At 31.0% G+C, this 22639-nt stretch carries 25 protein-coding genes; 8 read left to right on the top strand and 17 right to left on the bottom strand.

From position 1 onward, the window contains the following. Window positions 1-12: 12 nt before the first annotated feature. From Q4512_RS08650 to rpsF, 5 genes are all read right to left on the bottom strand, one after another. The gene (locus Q4512_RS08650; protein WP_303423880.1) at window positions 13-480 is read right to left on the bottom strand and encodes a DUF6495 family protein; all 468 of its coding nucleotides are present in this window, start codon (window positions 478-480) and stop codon (window positions 13-15) included. A gap of 49 nt (window positions 481-529) precedes the next feature. Beyond that, on the bottom strand, window positions 530-1432 hold the full coding sequence (locus tag Q4512_RS08655) for a glycerophosphodiester phosphodiesterase family protein (RefSeq protein WP_303423881.1): 903 nt from the start codon (window positions 1430-1432) through the stop codon (window positions 530-532). 109 nt (window positions 1433-1541) lie between these two features. Next, complete coding sequence (gene rplI / locus Q4512_RS08660) at window positions 1542-1985, bottom strand: 50S ribosomal protein L9 (protein ID WP_303423882.1); 444 nt, start codon at window positions 1983-1985, stop codon at window positions 1542-1544. Between the two features lie 12 nt (window positions 1986-1997). Beyond that, on the bottom strand, window positions 1998-2297 hold the full coding sequence (gene rpsR / locus Q4512_RS08665) for a 30S ribosomal protein S18 (RefSeq protein ID WP_055442298.1): 300 nt from the start codon (window positions 2295-2297) through the stop codon (window positions 1998-2000). Window positions 2298-2299: 2 nt separating this feature from the next. Continuing rightward, entirely contained in the window at window positions 2300-2638 is a 339-nt protein-coding gene (gene rpsF / locus Q4512_RS08670; protein WP_303423883.1) for a 30S ribosomal protein S6, read from the bottom strand. A 208-nt stretch (window positions 2639-2846) separates the two neighbouring features. Between rpsF and Q4512_RS08675 the strand changes: the two genes are divergently transcribed. Further along, window positions 2847-3542 carry a LytTR family DNA-binding domain-containing protein gene (locus Q4512_RS08675; protein ID WP_303423884.1) on the top strand — a complete coding sequence of 232 codons (696 nt, stop codon included), beginning with the start codon at window positions 2847-2849 and terminating at the stop codon, window positions 3540-3542. Window positions 3543-3593: 51 nt separating this feature from the next. Here Q4512_RS08675 and priA read toward each other — a convergent pair whose 3' ends face one another. Genes priA through Q4512_RS08695 form a run of 4 tightly spaced genes read right to left on the bottom strand, consistent with a single transcriptional unit; the run spans window position 3594 to window position 8608 of the window. Next, on the bottom strand, window positions 3594-6047 hold the full coding sequence (gene priA / locus Q4512_RS08680) for a primosomal protein N' (protein ID WP_303423885.1): 2454 nt from the start codon (window positions 6045-6047) through the stop codon (window positions 3594-3596). Window positions 6048-6105: 58 nt separating this feature from the next. Continuing rightward, on the bottom strand, window positions 6106-6990 hold the full coding sequence (locus Q4512_RS08685) for a hypothetical protein (RefSeq protein WP_303423886.1): 885 nt from the start codon (window positions 6988-6990) through the stop codon (window positions 6106-6108). 20 nt (window positions 6991-7010) lie between these two features. Next, window positions 7011-7442, bottom strand: coding sequence for a hypothetical protein (locus Q4512_RS08690; protein WP_303423887.1), 432 nt, complete (start codon window positions 7440-7442; stop codon window positions 7011-7013). A gap of 29 nt (window positions 7443-7471) precedes the next feature. Beyond that, the gene (locus tag Q4512_RS08695) at window positions 7472-8608 is read right to left on the bottom strand and encodes a T9SS type A sorting domain-containing protein (RefSeq protein WP_303423888.1); all 1137 of its coding nucleotides are present in this window, start codon (window positions 8606-8608) and stop codon (window positions 7472-7474) included. 162 nt (window positions 8609-8770) lie between these two features. Here Q4512_RS08695 and Q4512_RS08700 point away from each other — a divergent pair, with 162 nt between their 5' ends. Together Q4512_RS08700 and Q4512_RS08705 are read left to right on the top strand one after the other, a co-directional pair. Beyond that, entirely contained in the window at window positions 8771-10861 is a 2091-nt protein-coding gene (locus Q4512_RS08700) for a tetratricopeptide repeat protein (protein ID WP_303423889.1), read from the top strand. Then, window positions 10862-11599 carry a LytTR family DNA-binding domain-containing protein gene (locus Q4512_RS08705; protein ID WP_303423890.1) on the top strand — a complete coding sequence of 246 codons (738 nt, stop codon included), beginning with the start codon at window positions 10862-10864 and terminating at the stop codon, window positions 11597-11599. Here the strand turns inward: Q4512_RS08705 and Q4512_RS08710 are convergent. The 3 genes from Q4512_RS08710 to nadC all read right to left on the bottom strand — a co-directional run bounded on the left by Q4512_RS08710 (window position 11596) and on the right by nadC (window position 13910). Beyond that, on the bottom strand, window positions 11596-12024 hold the full coding sequence (locus Q4512_RS08710) for a DUF2147 domain-containing protein (RefSeq protein ID WP_303423891.1): 429 nt from the start codon (window positions 12022-12024) through the stop codon (window positions 11596-11598). The genes Q4512_RS08705 and Q4512_RS08710 overlap by 4 nt on opposite strands. Next, window positions 12017-12964, bottom strand: a complete 948-nt coding sequence (locus tag Q4512_RS08715) for a YihY/virulence factor BrkB family protein (protein WP_303423892.1) — start codon at window positions 12962-12964, stop codon at window positions 12017-12019. Before Q4512_RS08715 ends, Q4512_RS08710 begins: the two co-directional genes overlap by 8 nt. 85 nt (window positions 12965-13049) lie before the next feature. Beyond that, window positions 13050-13910 (bottom strand): carboxylating nicotinate-nucleotide diphosphorylase, encoded by an 861-nt coding sequence (nadC, locus tag Q4512_RS08720; protein WP_303423893.1) that lies wholly within the window; start codon window positions 13908-13910, stop codon window positions 13050-13052. A gap of 92 nt (window positions 13911-14002) precedes the next feature. Between nadC and rlmH the strand changes: the two genes are divergently transcribed. Then, a complete protein-coding gene (rlmH, locus tag Q4512_RS08725) occupies window positions 14003-14476 on the top strand; it encodes a 23S rRNA (pseudouridine(1915)-N(3))-methyltransferase RlmH (protein ID WP_303423894.1) in 474 nt (157 codons plus the stop codon). Window positions 14477-14499: 23 nt separating this feature from the next. Here the strand turns inward: rlmH and hpf are convergent, their stop codons facing one another. Both hpf and Q4512_RS08735 read right to left on the bottom strand, forming a co-directional pair. Beyond that, on the bottom strand, window positions 14500-14799 hold the full coding sequence (gene hpf / locus Q4512_RS08730; protein ID WP_303423895.1) for a ribosome hibernation-promoting factor, HPF/YfiA family: 300 nt from the start codon (window positions 14797-14799) through the stop codon (window positions 14500-14502). Window positions 14800-14963: 164 nt separating this feature from the next. Further along, window positions 14964-15875 (bottom strand): DUF4421 family protein, encoded by a 912-nt coding sequence (locus Q4512_RS08735; RefSeq protein ID WP_303423896.1) that lies wholly within the window; start codon window positions 15873-15875, stop codon window positions 14964-14966. Between the two features lie 143 nt (window positions 15876-16018). Here Q4512_RS08735 and Q4512_RS08740 point away from each other — a divergent pair, with 143 nt between their 5' ends. Then, window positions 16019-16597 carry a non-canonical purine NTP diphosphatase gene (locus Q4512_RS08740; protein ID WP_303423897.1) on the top strand — a complete coding sequence of 193 codons (579 nt, stop codon included), beginning with the start codon at window positions 16019-16021 and terminating at the stop codon, window positions 16595-16597. Here the strand turns inward: Q4512_RS08740 and Q4512_RS08745 are convergent. Continuing rightward, window positions 16594-17637 (bottom strand): NAD(P)/FAD-dependent oxidoreductase, encoded by a 1044-nt coding sequence (locus tag Q4512_RS08745; RefSeq protein ID WP_303423898.1) that lies wholly within the window; start codon window positions 17635-17637, stop codon window positions 16594-16596. The genes Q4512_RS08740 and Q4512_RS08745 overlap by 4 nt on opposite strands. Window positions 17638-18014: 377 nt before the next feature. On the opposite strand from Q4512_RS08745, the gene Q4512_RS08750 reads away from it, so the two are divergent. Both Q4512_RS08750 and Q4512_RS08755 read left to right on the top strand, forming a co-directional pair. Continuing rightward, window positions 18015-19874, top strand: coding sequence for a DEAD/DEAH box helicase (locus Q4512_RS08750; protein WP_303423899.1), 1860 nt, complete (start codon window positions 18015-18017; stop codon window positions 19872-19874). Window positions 19875-19961: 87 nt separating this feature from the next. Next, window positions 19962-20744: a carboxypeptidase-like regulatory domain-containing protein gene (locus tag Q4512_RS08755; protein ID WP_303423900.1), complete on the top strand. Its 783-nt coding sequence runs from the start codon at window positions 19962-19964 to the stop codon at window positions 20742-20744. Window positions 20745-20810: 66 nt separating this feature from the next. Here the strand turns inward: Q4512_RS08755 and Q4512_RS08760 are convergent, their stop codons facing one another. Then, entirely contained in the window at window positions 20811-21470 is a 660-nt protein-coding gene (locus Q4512_RS08760) for an RNA methyltransferase (protein WP_303423901.1), read from the bottom strand. Between the two features lie 82 nt (window positions 21471-21552). Between Q4512_RS08760 and Q4512_RS08765 the strand changes: the two genes are divergently transcribed. Beyond that, window positions 21553-22230, top strand: a complete 678-nt coding sequence (locus Q4512_RS08765) for an NAD-dependent deacylase (protein WP_303423902.1) — start codon at window positions 21553-21555, stop codon at window positions 22228-22230. Between the two features lie 15 nt (window positions 22231-22245). On the opposite strand, the gene Q4512_RS08770 is transcribed toward Q4512_RS08765, so the two are convergent. Then, on the bottom strand, window positions 22246-22629 hold the full coding sequence (locus Q4512_RS08770) for a VOC family protein (protein WP_303423903.1): 384 nt from the start codon (window positions 22627-22629) through the stop codon (window positions 22246-22248). Window positions 22630-22639 lie beyond the last annotated feature (10 nt).

The following is a 22639-nucleotide window of genomic DNA, read 5'->3' on the forward strand; positions in this document are numbered from 1 at the left end:
AACAATAGTAACTTAATTAATCAATTTATTAAAAAACTGGTATAATTCTCCTTTTGTAATGACTCCTCCTTGTTGAATAAGTGTAAACTTATCCATATTCTTATCTTCTGTATATTCTTTTTTTGCTTGTAAAAACTCTACATCTTCATCCATTAAGTTTTCACGTAACCAATTAAAACCTTCTTTAGTCGTTAAATCTAAAGCATTTTTAAGCTGTACTGCAATGACATGCATATTCGCTTCATTTAAAGAAAATAAATGCATTTGCTGTGGCGAAATATGCTCAACATATTTGGCTGTACTTAAAACACCTTCCCAAACCAAATCGCTAAAAACATCTAATTCTTGAACTGCTACTTCCGGTTTGTTTGTTTTAATGTCTTCCCACTCCTCTCCTGTAATAGATTGTGTAGCTAGAAAATTTATAAATTCTTGATGTAATTCTTCAAATTGTTCTTTAGTAAGTCTAGAGTATTTCATAAAAAATTCTTTTTTCATTCCCCAAAAAAGAGGAATCTTTTTTAATGTTTTATTCTGTAATATTTAATGCTTTTGCAACTGCAAAAGGTCTATCTGTCGCAAAGACATCTATTCCTTTTTCTTGCCATACTTTATAGGGTTCATCTCCTTTAGATGCTGCTTGCTTATCTAAATTCCCTAAAGTACCCAAAATAGTTTTAATGCCATAGGATTGTACTTTTTTATAAAAGGCATTTGGAGATAATCGAGTACCTGTAAATGCGAGCATATTTTCGGTAGGTATATTAGTATGCAATAACCAATCTAATTCTTTGTCATTTCTAGCCGAAACAGAAAGTAATAAGTCTGGAGCCAATTTGTGTGCTTTTTCTGCTTGTTCTATACTATACGTAATAATCAAGCAAACATCTTCTGCTTTTTCTGCTCTAATTGCATCTATTACTGTTTCTATTGCTACGCTACGTTTTATATCTATAGTTAGTACTACATTATTAATTTTTGCCCATTTTAAAACAGTATTAAATAATGGAATTTTAAAAGTAGTTACATTTCCAAAATCGTCTTCCAAATAAAAATTTTCTAATTCGGAATAAGTATAGTCGATTAACTTTCCGGTTCCTGTAGACGTTCTATCTAGTGTATTATCGTGTAACAATACTAATTGATTATCTTTTGTTTTTGCTACATCAATCTCAAAAATAGCAGTCGGAATACTTTGGTATACATGCGCTATAGTTTCTATGGCGTTTTCTGGATAGAACTCTATACTTTTTCCGCCACGATGTACACTTATTATTGGGCTTGCATTTGGCTTATATTTAAAGGCTTCAATTAATGCAGACTTTTTAATTGTTTCTTTTTGAGTTTTAACTTGTGTTTTAGTATTTGAAACCTCTTTTTTACAAGAAGTTATAAATACTAAAAACAGTATAAAAGAGAAATGCTTTATCATTATTTTTAACAGCTAAAACAGAATAAACTTCTGTAAAAGCAATACTTTTAGAATTAAAAAAACCGTTTAGATTAGCTCCAAACGGTTTATTATTATGTAATTTAAAATATTAAGCTTGAGCAATTACTTCAAAAGGTAAATCAATAGTTACCTCTCTGTGTAAACGTATAGTTGCGTCATACTTACCTAAACGCTTCACTGTAGTAACAGTAATGAATTTTTTATCAATTTCTTGACCTTCTTTTGCTAATGCTTCTGCTACATTAATATTGTTAATAGATCCAAATAATTTGTCTCCAGTACCAACTTTAGCAGCTATTTTAATTTCTAATGCTTTAAGTGCATCTGCAACTTGGTTAGCATCATCAATAATTTTCTTTTCTTTATAAGCTCTTTGCTTAATGTTTTCAGCTAAAACTTTCTTTGCAGAAGCAGTAGCGATAACCGCGTGACCTGTAGGAATTAAAAAGTTTCTACCATAACCGTTCTTAACCGTTACAACATCGTCTTTAAATCCTAAATTTTCAACGTCTTGTTTTAATATAAGTTCCATGTTATGATAATTTTATTTTAATAAATCTGCCACATAAGGCATTAATGCTAAGTGACGTGCTCTTTTTACAGCAACAGACACTTTTCTTTGATATTTTAATGAAGTTCCTGTTAAACGTCTTGGTAAAATTTTACCTTGTTCGTTTACAAAACCTAATAACCAGTCTGGATTTTTGTAATCTACATACTTGATTCCAGATTTTTGGAAACGACAGTACTTTTTATTCTTGTTCGTTTCTATATTAAGAGGAGTTAAATATCTAATTTCTCCGTCTTTTTTTCCTTTAGATTGTTGTTCTATAGTACTTGCCATGATTATGCTTTTTGTTTTAGTTTAGCTCTTCTTCTTTCTGCCCACGAAATCGCGTGCTTATCTAAAGATACAGTTAAGTAACGCATAAAACGCTCATCACGTCTAAACTCTACTTCTAAAGGGTTAATAACTTCACCATCTACTTGGTACTCGAATAAGTGGTAAAATCCACTTTTTTTGTTTTGAATTGGGTACGCTAATTTCTTTAAGCCCCAATCTTCTTTGGATACCATCTTTGCTCCTTTAGAAACAAGAAAATCTTCGTATTTCTTTACTGTCTCCTTTATCTGAGTATCAGATAAAACGGGATTTAAGATGAAAACAGTTTCATAATGATTCATAAAAATCTAATTTATTTGTTAAAATTGGGTGCAAAAGTAAACCTTTTATTTAAATAGTACAACTAATTATAAAACAAATTTATATTAAAAATGAAACGCTAAAAACGTTAATATTATGTTAAAACAATCATTTTGTCGATGTTTTTTGGTTTTTAACCGAATTATTCGTACTATTGTCGATATCTTAACCGAATAAATTATAAATGTTATGACTTTAAACTGTGTAGTAGTTGATGATTCAGCAATACAACGTCTGTCTATAGTAAAGTTAATAGAAAATCACTCTTCTCTTAATTTAATAGCAGAATATAGTAGCGCACTTGAAACTAAAAATGGTTTAAATACACACAAAGTAGATTTAATATTCTTAGACATAGAAATGCCTGTGCTTAACGGATTTGAATTATTGGATGTATTAAATAATAAACCACAGATTATTTTTGTGACTGGTAAAACAGAATATGCTTTTAAAGCATTTAACTATGATGCAACAGATTATTTGCAAAAACCAATTACAAAAGAGCGCTTTAGTACTGCTGTAGAAAAAGCCCTAGAACAGCATAAATTAAAATTAGATTTTAACGAAGCAGAAGGAGAACACATTTTTGTGAAAAGTAACCTTAAAAAACGTAAAGTTTATATTAAAGACATTAAATGGATTGAAGCTCTTGGGGATTATGTAAAACTAGTTACCGAAGAAACAAGCCTTGTGGTTCTTTCTACTATGAAAGCTTTTGAACATGAACTACCAGAAGGTAAGTTTTTAAGAATTCATAAATCGTATATTGTTAACCTAGACAAAGTAGATCGATTTAACAGTAAAAATGTAGAAGTAGGATCGTATGAAATTCCTTTAAGTAGAAACAAAAAAACCCAACTTGTAGAAGCTTTAAATAACAACTAACCAAGAATTACATATTGCAAATTAAGTCCGACGAAAGTTGGACTTTTTTTATTAGTAATTATCTACATTTAATATTACACGAACAGACCTAAAATCTTTAACAGCATTAAAACTATTGTCTATTTTTAATATTGCTTCTTTTGTTTTTGGTAAAGATTGTTTTTGCGGAATTTTAACAAGAATATTTTTATGAAATTGATTTCTAATTCTAGAAACAGGCGGAAATTCTGGACCTAAAACAAAATCACCAAATACTTGCCTTAAGGATTTTGCATACCAATCGGAAGCCATATTTACACGATTATAATCTTTATGTTTTAAAGTAACTTTTATCTGTCTATATATAGGAGGATATTTAAAATTATAACGCTCATCCATTTGCTCTTGATACATTGCTGCATAATCATTGGTAGAAACCTGCTGTAGTATTTTATGATACGGATTATAGGTTTGTATTAAAACCTTACCCCGTTCTTCTGTTCTTCCTGCTCTACCAGAAACTTGAAGCATCAATTGAAAGCTTCGTTCATGCGCTCTAAAATCTGGAAAATTTAGCATATTATCTGCATTCATAATTCCTACCAATTTCACATTTCTAAAATCAAGACCTTTCGTTAACATTTGTGTACCAACTAAAATATCCACTTCTTGTTGTTCAAAAGCAGTAATAATTTTTTCATAACCATATTTACCTCGCGTAGTATCTAAATCCATTCTTGCTACTTTATGCTTTGGAAACAGCTCCTTCACCTCTACTTCTATTTGTTCTGTACCAAAACCTTTACTATCTATATCTGGACTACCACAAGCCATACATTTTTGTAGCATTGCAGCATGATATCCACAATAATGACAACGTAGCTGATTTCTGTATTGATGATAGGTTAAACTCACATCACAATTAGGACATTGTGGTGCATTACCACAAGTATTACATTCTACAATTGGCGAATATCCTCTTCTATTTTGAAACAGTATAATTTGCTGACCTGCTTTTAATGTTTCCCCCATTTCTTCCAACATTCGATCGCTAAAATGGCCTTTCATTTTTTTACGTTTATGCTTGTCCTTAATGTCTACCAGCTCAATTTCTGGCATCAAAACATTATTAAAACGGGTTGTTAATGCTACAAAACCATACTTGTTTTGCTGTGCATTGAAGGAGCTTTCTAAACTAGGTGTTGCAGATCCTAAAAGTGTTTTAGCTTTAAAAATATTGCCTAAAACAATTGCAGCATCTCGTGCGTGGTATCTTGGTGCTGGATCAAATTGTTTAAAAGATTGCTCATGTTCTTCGTCAACAATTATTAATCCTAAGTTTTTAAAAGGTAAAAATATAGAAGACCTTGCTCCTAAAATGATTTGCGCTTTCGCGGAATTGTTAAGCAAATTATTATAAACCTCTACACGTTCGTGTATGGAATATTTAGAATGAAACACAGCTACTTGTTCTCCAAAATAACTCTGAAGCCTAGAAACTAATTGGGTGGTTAGCGCTATTTCAGGAAGCAAATACAATACTTGTTCTCCTTGAACTAAAGCTTCTTCGATAAGTTTGACATAGATTTCTGTCTTACCAGAAGAAGTCACTCCATGTAACAACGTAACATTATGGGTTTCAAAAGAAGTTTTTACTTCTTCTAAGGCTTTTATTTGGTGTTCATTTAGTTTTTTAGAAGCCTCTTTTTCTTCACCAGAATAATGAATTCTATCGGTTTGAATGTGATACTCTTCCAATATGCCTTTGTCTACTAGTGTCTTTATTATTGTGGAAGATGCTTGGCTAGCTTCACTTAACTCGGCTACTTTAATAGGTTTTTTCGTTTTTGCCGAAAGCATAAACAAAGTCATAATTACTTGTTTTTGTTTTGGTGCTCTATTTAATTCTTCTAATATATTTTGCAATGAAGTTTCCGAAGAAAAATTAGTATGCAACTTTACATATCGTACATATTTTGGCTTATATTTTTCGTAAATCTCTTCTTCTAAATGAATCGCCTCTTTTTCTAAAAGTCTTTTTATTACTGGAAGCACATTCTTTTTATCTAAAATAGAAATTAAGTCTTGGATTTTTAAAGAGGATTGATGGTGTAATGCTTCGTAAACTAGAAATTCATCATCTTTTAAATCTTCGTCTGCAATAACTTTACTTTCATTTTTACAAATAATCGTTTCACTTTCTAACAAAAACGCACTTGGTAAAGCTGCTCGCATTACATCTCCTAAAGTACACATGTAATATTTAGAAATCCATTGCCAAAAGGTTAATTGTTCTGGATTTACAATTGGTGTTTCGTCTAGAATTTGATGAATTTCTTTAGCATCATAAACCAAAGGCTTGTTATTATGTATACTTTGCACGAGTGCTGTGTACATTTTGGTTTTACCAAAAGGTACAGCGACACGCATTCCAACTTGTAGGAAAGAGGCTTCTGCTTCTGTAATGCTATAAGTAAATAACTTTTGTAGCGGAACTGGTAGAATGACGTCTATGAAATAATGCATAGACCAAAGATAATAGGTTTATATAAAAAAAACAGCTTTAAAAAAGAGGCTTTTTTAACTATTCTAATTTAAATAATTTTTTGAGTGATGAAGAATCGCTTTTGGATTTTGTTTGTTTTGCTTCTTGTCTTGTTTTTGTTCGCCTTTCTGTAATTATTTCTGTTGTTTTTGTTGTTGTGCTTTTTGGTTTTGGTCGTCTTCTTTCTGTTTTATTTTTTATTACTGGTTCTGTTTTATTTACTGGTTTTGGTATACTGGACATGCTACCTCCTGCTTTTTTATTGGCAAGTGCTCTTAATTCTGCTATTTGCGAATCCAAATCTCCCATATATATTTTATCATATAGCGCTACTGCTTTGGCGAATTGTTTTTGTTCTTCATAAACCAAAGCCAACAGCATCAATTCATGTCTTGTAGATTTAATGTTACTAGCATTTGGATTTACTTCTAAACTTTTATTTATATCTGCTTCGGCTTCTTTTAAATTTGCTAAATTAAAATGTAATTCTGCACGATGAAAGTATGCATAAGCATTGGGAGACATTGCTACCATTTGATTTTTAGCTTCGAGATCGCTTTCTTTAGCTTGTTCTCTAGCTATTAGTATTTTGCTAGTTCGATTTCTATCTAAATAATCAAAATATACTTTACAAGTATAAATTAGCTCGTATTGAAAAGCTAAGATTAAATCTTTTCTAGCAAGTTGGCCTAAGTAATATCTTTTGTTTAAATCGTCTTCAACAATAGCTGCATCTATTTGATTTGCATATTTAGGCAATGTTTCTTTATAACAGTTTTTATATGCATTTGGTGTGAGGTTTCGTTTTAAACTTTCCGTTTCTAAACATTGACAAATGTCTGCTCGAAAAGCACTTTTATAGGCTTGACCATAGGCGCTATAAACAGTTAAAAAAGCGAGCAAAACGATTATATTTGGTTTCATTTTTTTCTTTTTTACATCTTTTATTTTTCTTCTTCTGTACCAACAAAATAAGTTTTCACCATAGTTAAACAGTATCGTAATACTTTTTTTGACTTATTTAAATTTGCTGTTGCTCTCCCTTTTTTCATAAGATTTGCTCTTCCATTTGCCATATCATCAAAAACTTCTGGGAAAATATCCCAAAGGCTGTCGATATCTTTTTCTGCACGTTCCATTAACTCGTCTTCAATTTCTGCAGGAACCTCAACTCCAGCCTGTGTTAAACTGTCGTAAACAAACACTTTATGATATAGATTAAAAGTGTTATCTACAAATTGATCTACACTAATAATATTCGATTCTCTTTTTGGAGGACTTATTCGTTTCTCTTGCGAGAAGACATCCATTGGTAATAAAAAAACAGCTAGGATTATTAAAACCGTTTTATAGTTTGATTTTTGAAATATTTTCATGATACATTGTTTTGACAGTATGAATAACCTTATCGTTTTATAATCTTTTTAGTAATGATTTGACTTTGATTAGAAATTCTTAAAAGGTAAACCCCAATTTTTAATTGCGAAATATCGATTGTATTGTGTTTATTAAATAATATCTTTTTGTGTACTACTCTTCCGCTTAAATCTAAAATTTCGGCTTCACTATTTGCAGTGTCTGTAATAATATTTAAAATATCGTGTGCAGGAATTGGATATACAGAAAATGTTACCGTTGCATTGTTTTCGATATTCAGCGTATAGCATTCTGGATAAGTTCTTCTATCTCTTGATGCATGTATCCAACTTCCCAACAGGTAGTTGTCTCTTATAAGCTCTGTATAGTATCCTTGACTATTATTGGTATATAGTTCTCTTCTTTCTAAATCGTAAACTATAGTAGATGCATTCCAATTGGAAATTAAAGTTTCTATTAAAAAATCATTACTATCAAAAGTATAAACCTCTTGGTTATCATTTACCCAATCATTGTTTTCCCAATCTTCAAAAGTCTTTGTGTTTAATAAATTATTTACATCATACACAAAAGTAGTTCTGCCATCATTAATCCAAACTTGGTTAGTTTGATCCCATTCACTACCTAGTGTATTTATTAAAAGTGGAACGGCATTATAGGTAAACTCTTGTTTTGTAGCAGCTATCCATGCATTCATATTTAAGTCTCTATTCTCGATTACACTTTCAATAATTAAATTATTAGTATTGTATGTATTGGTTATTCTGCTATCTAATTGCCAAACATTGTCTATCCATAGATAATTAATAATTTCTATTAAGTTATTTCCTGAATAAGCCTGTGTAGATCGTCTATCATTTTCCCAAATTTCGGTATCTCCATTCCATAATTCATTTACCGTCTCCGATATTAGATTATTTGCATTATAACTTGTTGTTAACCTTGCACTATCGACAAAAGTATTTGAACTAAAATCTAAAACTTGCAAAACAGCTATAACCGGAAGGCAATCCTGGTTAAAAGTATAATCTACTGTAGAAAAATGCATCCATTGGTTAGAAAGCCAAATATCGTTTTCCCAAGTTTCTGGAACAGGAGGTGCTGCAATTTGAGCAACACTTAAATTCACATTAAAAAAAATAACAAAAAGTAACTTTAGTTTCATAAAAAAGGGATTCGTTAATAGATATAAAATAACATCTCTTAAACGAGGATTACTAACAAGAACTTATAACTGTGCACTTTGACTTTATTTTCGTACAAATATTATGGTCTTTCCTAAAAATTGAACTAAATTTATCTTGCTATTATTTAATCTTAAAAAACTATGAAATCTAGTGTTTACTATATACTTATGGTATGCTCTTTTATTTGCTATGCACAACAGCAAAAAATAGACTCGCTAGAAATTGCATTTAATAGCATAGAACTAGCAAATCTTGAAAAACTTCAAATAGCAAATCAGCTTTCTAGTCTGCTTCAACAAACCAATCCCGAAAAGGGTTTAAAGTTTTCTAAGCAAGCAATCATTCTAGCAAAAAGCCTTCATTTAAATGAAAAAGAAGCAATTGCCTATAAAAACAAAGCGCTTAACTTGGTGGCTTTATCTAAAGATTCTTTAGCAATTGAAGCCTATAATAAAGTCATTGCCATTCAAACAGAACGAAAAGACTGGAATCAAGTCGCTCGTATTAATTATAATAAAGGATTAATCTATTTTGGACAATCGGATTATATCCAAGCAAATGCGCAAAATTTTAAAGCTTTAGACGTTTTTGAAAAAGAAAAAGACAGTTTCTTAATGGCAGTTGTATGGAATAGTATTGGCATAAATCAAATGTATCAATCGCTTTATCCTGAAGCTATAGACACTTATTTAAAAGCTTCTAAAATTCATGAACAAACGAATACCACTAATACAGATCGCTATGCTGGAATTCTTACCAATATTGGATTATTATACTATAGATTAGAAAAAAATGACGAAGCCTTAAAATATTACACTAAAAGTCTGGAAACCAACAAGAAATTAGATTCTAAAATTGGTACAGCAAACGCACTTACTAACATTGGCAATGTATATGATGATATGAAACAGCCTGAAAAAGCGATAACCTATTACAAAGAATCACTAGCAATAATGCATAGCATAAATAACAAATACGGCATTGCAAGTGCACTAACAAATACAGGAATTGCGTATATAAACTTAAAAGAATATAACAAAGCACTAACCTATTTAAAGGATACGAAAGAGTTATTTGAAGCATTAGATAATAGTAACAATTTAGCGATAGTTTATGAAAGTATTGGCACTGCATATTTTAAAAGCGCATTGCAAAACGAAAACAAAAAAGAATTCTATTTAAAAGCTAAAAATAATTTTGAAAACGCACTGGTATATTCAAAAAAAATCCCAAGTATAGAGCGACAAGCAAGTGCTTTAGAGAAGCTCGCTCAAGCAAATGCGTCACTTAAAAATTATAAAGCTGCATATACTAATCAAACCGAAGCTAAAAAACTAAAAGATAGTTTTATGTCTTCCGAAAAAAAAGAAGAAATAGCAAAGTTAGAAGCAAAATATGAATACGAAAAAAAAGAAGCAAACCTAACAGCAATTCACGATAAAAAACAAGCTATAAAAGAAGCAGAAGTATCGCGTTATAAATTTATAAAAAACACTTCTATTTTTGTTGGAAGCAGCTTGGCAATTGGTTTAATTGCTGGTTTTATACTTTATAAAAAAAAACAAGAAGCCAATGCTATTGTTAAAGAAACTGCATTTAATTTAAAAGTATCTAACACAGAATTAAAAGCCTTACGAGCGCAAATGAATCCGCATTTTATTTTTAATTCTTTAAATTCCATTAATGCATATATTGCTAAAAATGATATTGAAAATGCAACTAACTATTTAACTAAATTTTCCAAATTAATGCGGGAAACTTTAGAAAAATCGACACAAAAAGAAATTTCTTTAGTCGAAGATATTACTATATTAAAAACCTATTTGGATATTGAAAACAAACGTGCAAATAATGGTTTTATTTATAGCATAAATATAGATGAAGCCATTGATGCAGAAAACACCTTAATACCACCAATGATTTTACAACCTTTTGTAGAAAATAGTATTATTCATGGATTAAGGAAAAGTACAGAAAAAGGAGAAATCCATATTAACTACATTAAAGAAAAAGATATGCTTATTTGTACTGTCGAAGATAATGGCATAGGTAGAGCAGCATCTGCAATTACCAAAACTAATTTCGACAAACATTCCTTAGGTATGCGCATTACCAAAAGTAGAATTGAAATCATTAATAAAATAAAGAATACCAATGGAGATTTGCATATTATAGACAAACCAAATGGCACTAAAATTGAAGTAAAACTACCACTAACACTAGCCTTTTAAATGATTAAAACTCTTATAGTAGATGACGAACAACATTGTATTGACAGTCTTATCAGATTAGTAAAAAAATATGCAACAAACTTAAAAATTATAGCTACTTGTACAACAGTTGAAGATGCTTTAGAAAAAACAAAAACACTACAACCAGATTTGGTTTTTTTAGATATTGAGATTCATAACAAAACAGGTTTTGATTATTTAGAAGCCTTAGGGAACTATAATTTTAATGTCATTTTTACAACAGCATTTAATAATCATGCCTTAAAAGCTTTTAAATATAGTGTTGCAGATTACCTATTAAAACCTATGGATAAAGAGGATTTTATTGAAGCAATGCAAAGGTTTGAGAAAAGAATACAACCTTCAAACTCTGAGGATGAAATTAAAAATATACTTTATAACTTACAAAAAGAAGACAAACAAAAAACCTTACGAATACCTACTTCTAACGGATTTGAAATACTAGCAATTAAAGATATAATTCACTGCAAAGCAGATACTAGTTATACCTTTATTTATACAAAAACAGAGAAAATATTAGTCTCTAAACCCATAAAACATTTTGAAGAACTATTAACAGACGCTAACTTTTTTAGAATACATAATTCACATCTTATTAATATAGATCACGTTAAGAAATACACCAAAGGAAAAGGTGGTTATGTAACCATGTCTAACCAAGAAACCATAGATGTTTCGGTTAGAAGAAAGGAAGCTTTTTTGAAGCTTTTCAATTAGCTCTCTACTCTTAACCAATATTGAGTTGCATATAAAAAAGAAATATAGCCTCTTACTTGAAGTACATTAGGATTATCGGTATCTAAAGCAATTCTGCATTTATACTTCTTTCCTTGTTCTGGGTCGAAAATACTTCCGTTTTTATAATAGCTTCCGTCTTTAGTAAGATTTTTAATAAGTTCGAAACCTAAAACGGGTTGGTTATAATCTTCCCCTTCACACTTGGTACAAAGTGCATCTTTATCTAACGGGTTAATGATATCTATTATTTTTCCGAAGACTTTTCCGTCTCTTTCATAAATTTCGACAATCGATTTTGCTTCACCAGAAACCGCATCTATAGTTTTCCACTTTCCAAAGATATCTTGTGCGTTTCCAATAAAAGGAAAGAAAAAAAGCGCAATAAACACGACACATCTATGCATTGTTATTAATTTTTCGCAACCTATTTAATGAAGCATTTAACTCATAACCTAATAACAATATATTAGCATTTAACCACAAGTAAAACATTAAGATTAAAATAGCGCCAATAGAACCATACAGCTCATTATATTGTGCGAAATTGTTTATATAAATACCAAAAAGGTAGGACGTTAAAACAAACAATAAAGTGGTTAATATGGCGCCTACTGAAAAGAATTTAGAGTCTTTTCCTTCTCTTGTACCAAAGTAGTACAAGGTTGCAGTTGCTAAATAGGTCATTATTAAAAAGAAAAGGTACTTAGAAGCAACAATCCAGAATACATTAGAATCTACTTCTGTTAGTCCCTCTGCGTTTAGCTTATCAAAAAGAGGTTGTAACAAATATATTTCTACGTAACCAAAGATAATTACGGTTAAAATCACCATGATTGCTAAGATTAGAGCAACACCTAAAGCATACAAATATTGCTTAATCACATTACGTGTTAATTGTACGTGATACGAGTTTTCAAAACCAGAAAACAGTGCATTTACACCATTTGCCATTAAAAATATAGAAAGTAAAAACACCGAAGACAGCAAACCTCCACGGCCTGTATTTATGTTTTCGTAAATATTATCGTCAAAAAACTCGGAAGTATTTGGTGGTAAAAAAGAATTTAGAAAGGAAAGAAACTCTATTCTAAAATCGTCAATCGGTATATACGGTATCACGATAAGTACAAATAACAAAAAAGGAAAAATAGCCATAAAAAAACTAAATGCAATAGCACTTGCTCTTGTAGCAAGCGTTCCTCTTGCTATACCAATAACATAAAGTTCTAATAAATCGTAAATAGATAAGCCCTCAAAACCAGGAAGTTTTATTTGCTTTAGTAGCTTTACCAATATATTTACTACTGGTATTTTTTCTAATTTATCTTCTATTTTCTTGGTCATTAATTTAGACTAGCGCATTTAAGGAACTATTGAATTACTTACTTTAAACTGTGACTGTGACTGTGACTGTGACTGTGACTGAAAACTATTTTACTGCCTTTAAACTCAAATCCATATTATATACAGAATGTGTTAAAGCTCCAGAAGAAATATAATCTACACCACAAAGTGCGTATTCTCTAACGGTTTTTTCGTTAATTCCACCAGAGCTTTCTGTAAGGCATGTATCCCCAATTAATTTTACAGCTTTTTTGGTATCTTCGTAATTAAAGTTGTCAATTAAAATTCGGTATACACCATCACTTTTCAAAATTTCTTCAATTTCATTTAAATCTCTAGCTTCTACTATAATTTTTAAGTCTCTATTGGTTTCTTTTAAATAGTTTTTTGTTTTATTTATAGCTTTAGTAAGTCCGCCAGCAAAATCAATATGATTATCTTTTAACATAATCATATCATACAATGCAAATCTGTGGTTCTCTCCTCCTCCAATTTTAACAGCCCATTTTTCAAGAGCACGAATTCCAGGTGTTGTTTTTCTGGTATCTAAAATTTTAGTTCCAGTACCCTCTAATAAATCTACAAATTTTCTTGTTTTTGTAGCAATAGCACTCATACGTTGCATAGCATTAAGCACTAAACGTTCGGCTTTTAAAATCGATTGTGAAGCGCCTTCTACATAAAAAACAATATCTCCATACTTTACTTTACTACCGTCTTCTATAAGTGTTTCCACTTTCATGTCTTTATCTACGTAAGCAAAAACCTGCTTAGCGAACTCTATTCCTGCAATAACGCCTTCATCTTTTACTAAAAGCTTTGCTTTACCCTTTGCAGTTGCAGGAATGCAAGCAAGAGAACTATGGTCTCCATCACCAACGTCTTCTCTAATGGCATTAGCTATTATTAATTCTATCTCTGTATCCAATTGCGCTTTACTTATCATAAAAAATTTCTTTGTGCTAAAATAAGAAATTGATTTATGAATTACGATTAAAAAAAATTGAAATCATAAATCTGAAATTGTAATTTTGCAACATGCAAATTAAACTCCTTGCCATTGGCAAAACAGACAATAAGCAATTACAAAGCTTAATAGAGGATTATACCAAACGACTTGGTTTTTATATTAAGTTTCAATTAGAGATTATTCCAGATTTAAAAAAAGTTAAAAACTTAAGCGAAGATCAACAAAAACAAAAAGAAGGCGAGCTCATTTTAGGAAAACTAAACACTACAGATGTATTAATTTTACTAGATGAAAATGGGAAACAATTAGATTCTGTTGCTTTTTCAAATTATTTACAAAAACACATGAATTCTGGAATCAAGCAATTGGTTTTTGTTATTGGTGGACCTTACGGATTTAGTCCTGAGGTATACCAAAAAGCACAAGGAAAAATCTCCTTATCTAAAATGACATTTTCCCATCAAATGGTTCGATTATTTGTAATAGAACAATTATATAGAGGGTTCACTATTTTAAAGAATGAGCCTTATCATCATAGGTAAACCCTCTAGATATATTACATCGCTTAATGTGCTGTAAAAGTTTCTTTTCGTTTTTTAAGTTGCTTTTCTAAATCTTTAATGGTGTTTTTTACTGCATCTTCATAGTTTTCTTCGTCTGATGTTGCAAAAATACGCGGTCCAGGAGCACTTAATTCTATCTTACAAATTTTTCCGTTTTTCTTTGCATTTTGCTCTACTTCAAAATGCACCTCTGCTTTAATTATCCATTCGTATTTGTTAGCTAATTTTTCTAATTTTTCCGTTACATAAGCATTCATTGTCTCACTTGTAGACATATGCACATATTGAATATTTATTGTCATAATCTTGTAGTTTAATTATTAATAAATATAAATTTAATCAAGATTTCAGAATCTAAAAATGATTAATATCATACTTTAATTAGTCTTTATTATTCCTTTCTATTTATACTATGACAATGTTTCTTTTAATAAATGGTATGCCTATAAAAAATAAAGTAGTAGTATTATTTTTTAGCTTTTAACTTATAGCCAATAGCTAATTTTGCGTTAGTTAAATTGAAAAAATAATTATTATCCTTATCAAAATCAGTAGTATAAAAACCGTTTCCGTAGGTTAAACTAGCATAATAACGTTTATAACTATAACCCAAACCAATATGAAAATCTATTTTATATAACATTGGGTTAGATGGCCTATAACTATCCTCTTGAAGGGTAATCTTCTTGTTAATTAAAGCAACTCCTGGCATAAAATTAAAAGTAGCAGTAATATTTTCTGGAAGTTTAAAATACGAAACAAAACCCGCTAAAAGACCAAGTGCTCGACCATTATACCTTTTAATATTTGCCTCTTCATTAAAATATGCACGTGTTTCTTCGTTAAAAATAGTAGGATCCGCAGAAAAATAATCATACACTCCAAAAACACCAAGCCCTCCAGTTATGTAAATATCTTTATTTTTCTTTTGAGGCAAGCCTGCTTTTAATTGCGAGTAGGAAAAGGCAACATCATCTAAAGTATATAAATAATTAAGCCCAAAGGTTACAGAACGAATATCGCTTCTAAAAACTGTAGGTACATCAAAATCATTTTTAACATTAAAGCCTTTATAGGTTTGTATATATGCATTTACGTAATGCTGTTTTTCTAATATGGTTGTCACTTGTAAATCAAACCTTTTCGTTTCGGCTTTGTTTGGATTCTTAATATTGAAAGCCAAATCGATTATAAATTTTTCACTAGCAATACCAAAACCTAAACCGTATCGATTATTAGGTACAAATTTAGATTTGGAATCTTCATCTTTTATGGTGAATTTTTTGACTTTAAAATTAGAAAAAATACGAACCGAATAATTTTCTAAATTTCTATCTATTAACAATGAGTCTACCTCTTCTATAGTTTGCGCATTCATTGAAAATAAATGGAAACAAAAAATAAAGAGGAAAGAGAAACTAAATTTTAAATAATTTTTAAAAATATTTTGTTCTAACAAAGGAGGATTAATTGGATTCATATATTTTTACAAAAGCTAAAATACATTAATTACCATAAACTATGCAACTTGTTTTCGCCACCAATAATTTAAATAAATTAAAAGAAGTACAATCTTTAATTCCGCAACACATAAAACTTTTAAGTTTAAAAGATATTGGTTGTTTTGAAGACGTACCAGAAACACAAAATACTATTGAAGGTAACGCCATACAAAAAGCAGAGTACATTAAAGAACATTATGGCTACGATTGTTTTGCAGACGATACGGGATTAGAAGTTACAGTTTTACATAACGAACCAGGAGTTTTTTCGGCGCGTTATGCAGGAGCACAACGCGATGCTAACGATAACATGAACTTACTTTTAGCAAACCTAAAAGAAAAAGACAATAGACAAGCACAATTTAAAACGGTTGTTGCTTTGCATTTAAACGGAAAGTTAGAAACGTTTACAGGAATTTGTAAAGGAGAAATAACCACAGAAAAACATGGAGAAAAAGGTTTTGGATACGACCCTATTTTTAAAGCAGAAGGCTATACAAAAACCTTTGCCGAAATTTCTTTAGAGGAAAAAAATAAAATTGGCCATCGTGGAAAAGCGGTTAAACTACTTGTTACTTATTTAAAAGAAATAAATTAATCTTGTTTGCTTATTATACTAGCCAAATAACTAGCATCTTTGGAAACACCTCCCAAAGTTGCAGATCCGCGAGTAAACATCCAAGGTAAACCAATAAAAAACAGCCCGTCTATATTACTTACTCCTCTATAATTTTTCGGGTAGCTATTCTCGTCTAATTCTAATCCTTCAATCCACTTAAAATTAGGACGATAACCTGTAGCCCAAATAATATTTTTAATGCTAGAAACTTTAGAGTCTTCAAAAATAATTTCTTCTTGTAATGCATCTTTAGTTCTTCCTTTAGCAATGACATTTTCTCTAGAAAGTATTTCTTTTACGTCTGTACCAATAACAGGTTGTGAAGAAGCACTAATTTTCTTTCCAATCCAACTGTATTTATTATAACTTAAAAAGCCTACGAGTGTAAACCACCACCATAATGTTTTACCTAAAATTTGTTGTGGTAAAGATCTCACTGCTGTATCTCCAGAAAAATAAACCGTTCTAGAAGTGTTTTTAGAAATTTCATTTAAAATTTGATATCCCGAATCTCCTCCTCCTACAACCAATGCATCTCCTTCTTGTAATTGGTGTATTCCTTTATAATAATTACTATGCATTTGAAGGACACTTTTAGCGATTTTGGTATTACATGGTGGTGTATATGGAATATGAAATGGTCCTGTGGCAACAATAACATTTTTAGCCTGTAATTCGCCTTCTTTATAAGTTACAAAAAAACCTTTTTCTGTTTTACGTACCGAAGTAACTAAGGTATTAAGTTGCACTGGTATTTTAAAGGTTTCTACATAGTTTTTAAAATAATTACTCACTTCTACTTTAGTAGGATAATGCCCTTTGGCTGCATCAAACTTTAAACAAGGAAGATGATTGTACTCGGTAGGTGTAAATAATTTTAGAGAGTCCCAACGGTTTAACCAAGAAGCACCAATTTCATTTTCGCCATCTAAAACAAGAAAATTCTTATTTTGTAGTTGTAAATGATATGCCATAGACAATCCTGCTTGTGCGCCACCAATGATAATATAATCTAACATTTATTTTCTTTAGTAATTATGGCACTAAGGTAAAAACTTTTACAGGAAGACCTAAGACTGTACAGTATAAGATTGTAAAAATCACTCCTATTAATGATAAATAAGAAACGAAAGAAGATGTTGCGTTAACGATGGAGCAATTGTTGGAGCTCTTTTTTATTTTTTCATAAAAAAAGCGACTTGCGAGAGCGTGTTAAAACGCCCAAAAATTGAATATCGAAAATAATATCGTACCTTTGCACCTTGAAAACGCGAAATGCGTTAAAATGGACTCCTCAGAGAGAGGATGTGTTACTAGAAGTTTTAGGTTAAGTATGTTCAATGCACTTCTATTTGTAACACCAAAATAGATTGACATTGAAATACATAAAACAAGAATGAGCACATTCCAAGATTTAGGTCTTAACGAAGAACTATTACAAGGTATTACAGATTTAGGGTTTGAAACACCATCTGAAGTACAAGAAAAAGCAATCCCAATTTTATTAAACGAAGAGACAGATTTAGTTGCATTAGCACAAACTGGAACTGGTAAAACTGCAGCATTTGGTTTCCCTATGCTACAAAAAATTGATGTAAACAGTCGTACCACACAAGGGTTAATACTTTCTCCTACTCGTGAGCTTTGTTTGCAAATTGCAAATGAGATGAAAGCTTACGGTAAATACTGTAAAGGTTTAAATGTAGTTGCCATTTATGGTGGATCTAGCATTACAGACCAAGCAAGAGCTGTAAAAAGAGGTGCACAAGTTATTGTGGCTACTCCTGGTAGAATGAAAGATATGATTAACAGACGCTTGGTAGATATTTCTAAAATAGAATATTCTGTTTTAGATGAAGCCGATGAGATGTTAAACATGGGTTTTAAAGAAGATATTACCGATATTCTTTCTGGTACACCAGAAGATAAAAACACTTGGTTATTCTCTGCGACTATGCCAAAAGAAGTTGCAGCAATTGCTAGAAACTTTATGAATAGCCCACAAGAAATTACGGTTGGACATAAAAACGAAAGCACATCTAACGTATCGCACGAATATTATTTAGTAAATGCTCGTGATCGTTACCAAGCTTTAAAACGTTTAGCAGATGCAAATCCAGATATTTTTTCGGTAATTTTTTGTAGAACAAAAAGAGATACGCAAAAAGTTGCAGAAAACTTAATAGAAGATGGGTATAGTGCTGGAGCATTACATGGGGATTTATCTCAAAATCAACGTGATATTGTGATGAAGCAATTTAGATCTCGTCAAATACAAATGCTTGTAGCTACAGATGTTGCTGCTCGTGGTATTGATGTAGACGATATTACACACGTAATTAATTACCAATTAAGTGATGAGGTAGAAACCTATACGCACCGAAGCGGAAGAACTGGACGTGCTGGAAAAACGGGTGTTTCTATGGTAATTGTTTCTAAAAGTGAAATACGCAGATTAAAAAGTATCGAGCGTATTATTAATAAGAAATTTGAATTAAAGGAAATTCCGAACGGAATGGAAATTTGCGAAGTACAATTAATGTCTTTAGCAAATAAGATTCACAATACAGAAATCAATCATGAAATTGATAAGTATTTAGAAGATATTAATGGGTTATTTGAAGAAACAACAAAAGAAGAACTTATTAAAAAATTCTTCTCTGTAGAGTTTACTCGTTTCTTTAACTACTACCAAAAATCTAAAAACCTAAACGTTACAGCTTCTGCTAATGATCGTGAAGGTGGAAGAAGCAATAATAGTGGAAATGATTCTAGATACTTTATTAATGTTGGTGAAAAAGATGGTTTTGATTGGATGAAGTTAAAAGATTTCTTAAAAGAAATTTTAGAACTTGGTAGAGACGACGTATTTAAAGTAGATGTAAAAGAAAGTTTCTCTTTCTTCAATACCGAAAAAGTACACCAAGAAAAAATACTTGCCTTTTTTACAGATTATAAGCATGAAGGTCGCTTTGTAAATGTTGAAGTAAGCGAAAACCGTGGTGGAGGCGGAAGAAATCGCGGTGGCGGAAGACGTCGTGATGGAGGAAATGACAGAAGACGAGGTGGATCGGATAGACCAAGAGGTGAAAGACGTAGTTCTGGAAGAAGAAATGATTCTGGTGGAGATTCTAGAAGAAGCGATTCGAACCGAGGAGATAGACGTAGTTCTGAAACTTCTTCAAGAAGATCATCGGATAGAGATAAATCGGAATTTAAAACAACACACTCTAGACCAAGACGCTCAAGACGTTAAACCTTTTTGTTAATTTTAAGTCAAAGTTTAAAAGGTATTATGTATTTATAAATATGTTTGTACCTTTATAAAACGATAACCACAAATATGAAGAACGGCTTTACTTTATTTATTTTACTATTAACCTTTACTTTTAGTCAAGCACAAGACTTGCCAACTAAAGTGATAGGTGTAGTAATTAATGCTGCAGATGACACCACTCTAGAAAGTGTAAATATTGTAAATCTTACACAAGTCGTTGGAACAACTACAGATGAAAAAGGCGGCTTTGAACTAAAAGCGAAAGCGAATGATACATTGCATTTTTCTTATTTAGGTTTTAAATCTATAAAAGTTAGAGTAACAAATGACTGGTTAAAGTACGGAAGTGCTAATATTGCATTAACAGAACTAGCACTAGCATTAGAAGAAGTTGTTGTAACACAGTTCAAATTAACGGGGTATTTAGAAGTTGACATTAAAAATGTTCCAGTAAATAATAATTACCGATATGCTATTTCTGGTTTATCTAGTACTGGTTATGAAGCTGGAAACAATTCGCCAAGTGCTGTTACCAAAGTATTAGGTGCTATTTTTAATCCTGCAGACTTTTTATATAGAATGTTTGGAAGGCAACCTAATGAAATGCGTAAGTTGAAAAAGATGAAGCAGGACGACGAAATACGAAAACTTCTTGCTACTCGTTTTGACAGAGAAATGCTTATTGCATTATTACAAGTAGATCGTGTAGATTTAGATGAAATTATAAGTCAGTGTAACTACTCTAAAGAATTTATTAATACAGCTAACGATCTACAAGTATTAGATGCTATTAGTGAATGTTATGAAGAATACAAGGTTTTAAACAGAAATAGGTCTGGAAAATTTTAAATACTTAATATAGTACTATTTATAAAAGCGTAATCCAATTGGGTTACGCTTTTTTTTTATCTAAAATTACTTACTCTCATCATAATAACGAGCTATAATTTGGTCATAGCTTTTAATCGTTTTTTTAACCCAATCTAATCGTTTTGCATTTTGTTCCTCTTGGCTAAGTTGCCAAGCAATATCACTACGTCTTAGTTTTGCTGTTACCTCTTGTAAAACAATCGCAGCACTAACCGATATATTTAAACTTTCGGTAAAACCTACCATTGGTATTTTTAAATAGCAATCTGCTGTATCTAAAACCTCTTGACTTAACCCTTCCGTCTCTCTTCCAAAGAAAAAACAAGACTTTTTAGTAAAGTCAAAATCTTGCAATTCACAATCTTCTGTATGTGGTGTTGTGGCTACAATTTGATACCCTTGCGATTTTACAGCAGCAATACAATCTTTAATAGAATGAAACCTATTTAGGTCTACCCATTTCTGTGCTCCCATTGCTATTTCTCTATCGATACTTTTGGTATTTACCTCTTCTACAATATTAAGTTCTTGTATTCCAAAAACATCGCAACTACGCATAACCGCACTCGTATTGTGCAATTGGTATACATCTTCGGTAGCAACCGTAAAATGCTTGGTTCGCTGTTTTATTACTTTATTAAAACGTGTTCTTCGGTTTTCGGTTAAATAGGTTTCTAAGTATTCTAGGAGTTTTATATCTGTCATTTTTCTTACTAAAAGTCAAATTTAATTAAAAAAGAATGGATTACCACTTTCGTAGGAATGACAAAAAAAGTAATTTTATAAAATGAAGAACATGATAGTATTAACTGGAGCAGGAATAAGTGCCGAAAGCGGTATTAAAACCTTTAGAGATGCAGATGGTTTATGGGAAGGACATGATGTAATGGAAGTTGCTTCTCCTCAAGGATTTGCAAACAACCCAGCTTTGGTTTTAGACTTTTACAACCAACGAAGAAAACAACTTTTAGAAGTACAACCAAACCAAGCACATTATGATTTGGCTACTATAGAAAAAGATTACAACGTTACAATAATTACACAAAATGTAGACGATTTACACGAACGTGCTGGAAGTTCTAACGTTATACACTTGCATGGTGAATTATTAAAAGCTCGTAGTGTTAATAATGAAACCAACATTCAAGAATGGAAAAAAGATTTATTACTTGGTGATCTCGATACCAAAGGACATCAAATGCGACCACATATTGTTTGGTTTGGTGAAGCAGTACCAAAGTTTGAAAAAGCTGTAGAAATTTGCCAAACAGCAGATATTTTAATGATTATTGGTACTAGTATGCAAGTATATCCTGCTGCAAGTTTAATGCATTATGTACCAGAAAACACTGCTACTTACTTTGTTGACCCTAAACCTGCAGTGTCTAGTAATAAAAACCTAACGGTTATTGCTAAACCTGCAACTGTTGGTGTAAAGGAAGTAATACGTTTATTGAAGGATTAGATCTTTTCTAAAATTCTAAATAGCATTATTTACTTCAATCCAATACTTATCTGGATCTTGAAAATACACTTGTTGAATACCGTCTTTTCTTACATAATCTTTATTTACAGTACCCAGCCAATCACTATATGCTACATCTAGAGCTTTTAAATGCTGCACAAAAGAATTTAAATCTGTAATCGCTAATGCAAAATGAACTGCTTTATTGGTTTTCACTTCCAAGTTTGGCCTAGGAATTAAGTGCAATTGTTTTCCTGCACCAAAAGCAAGCCATCTCGTTTTAGAATTAGAAGCTGTATTTTCAATTTCTTTAAACTTAAAGACCTTCTGATAAAACGCAATAGATTCGTCTACATTTTTTACAGATAGTGCTATATGATTGAATGAAAAAGTAAACATGGTTTTATAG

The sequence above is a fragment of the Oceanihabitans sp. 2_MG-2023 genome, from assembly GCF_030547245.1.
Lineage (GTDB): Bacteria > Bacteroidota > Bacteroidia > Flavobacteriales > Flavobacteriaceae > Oceanihabitans.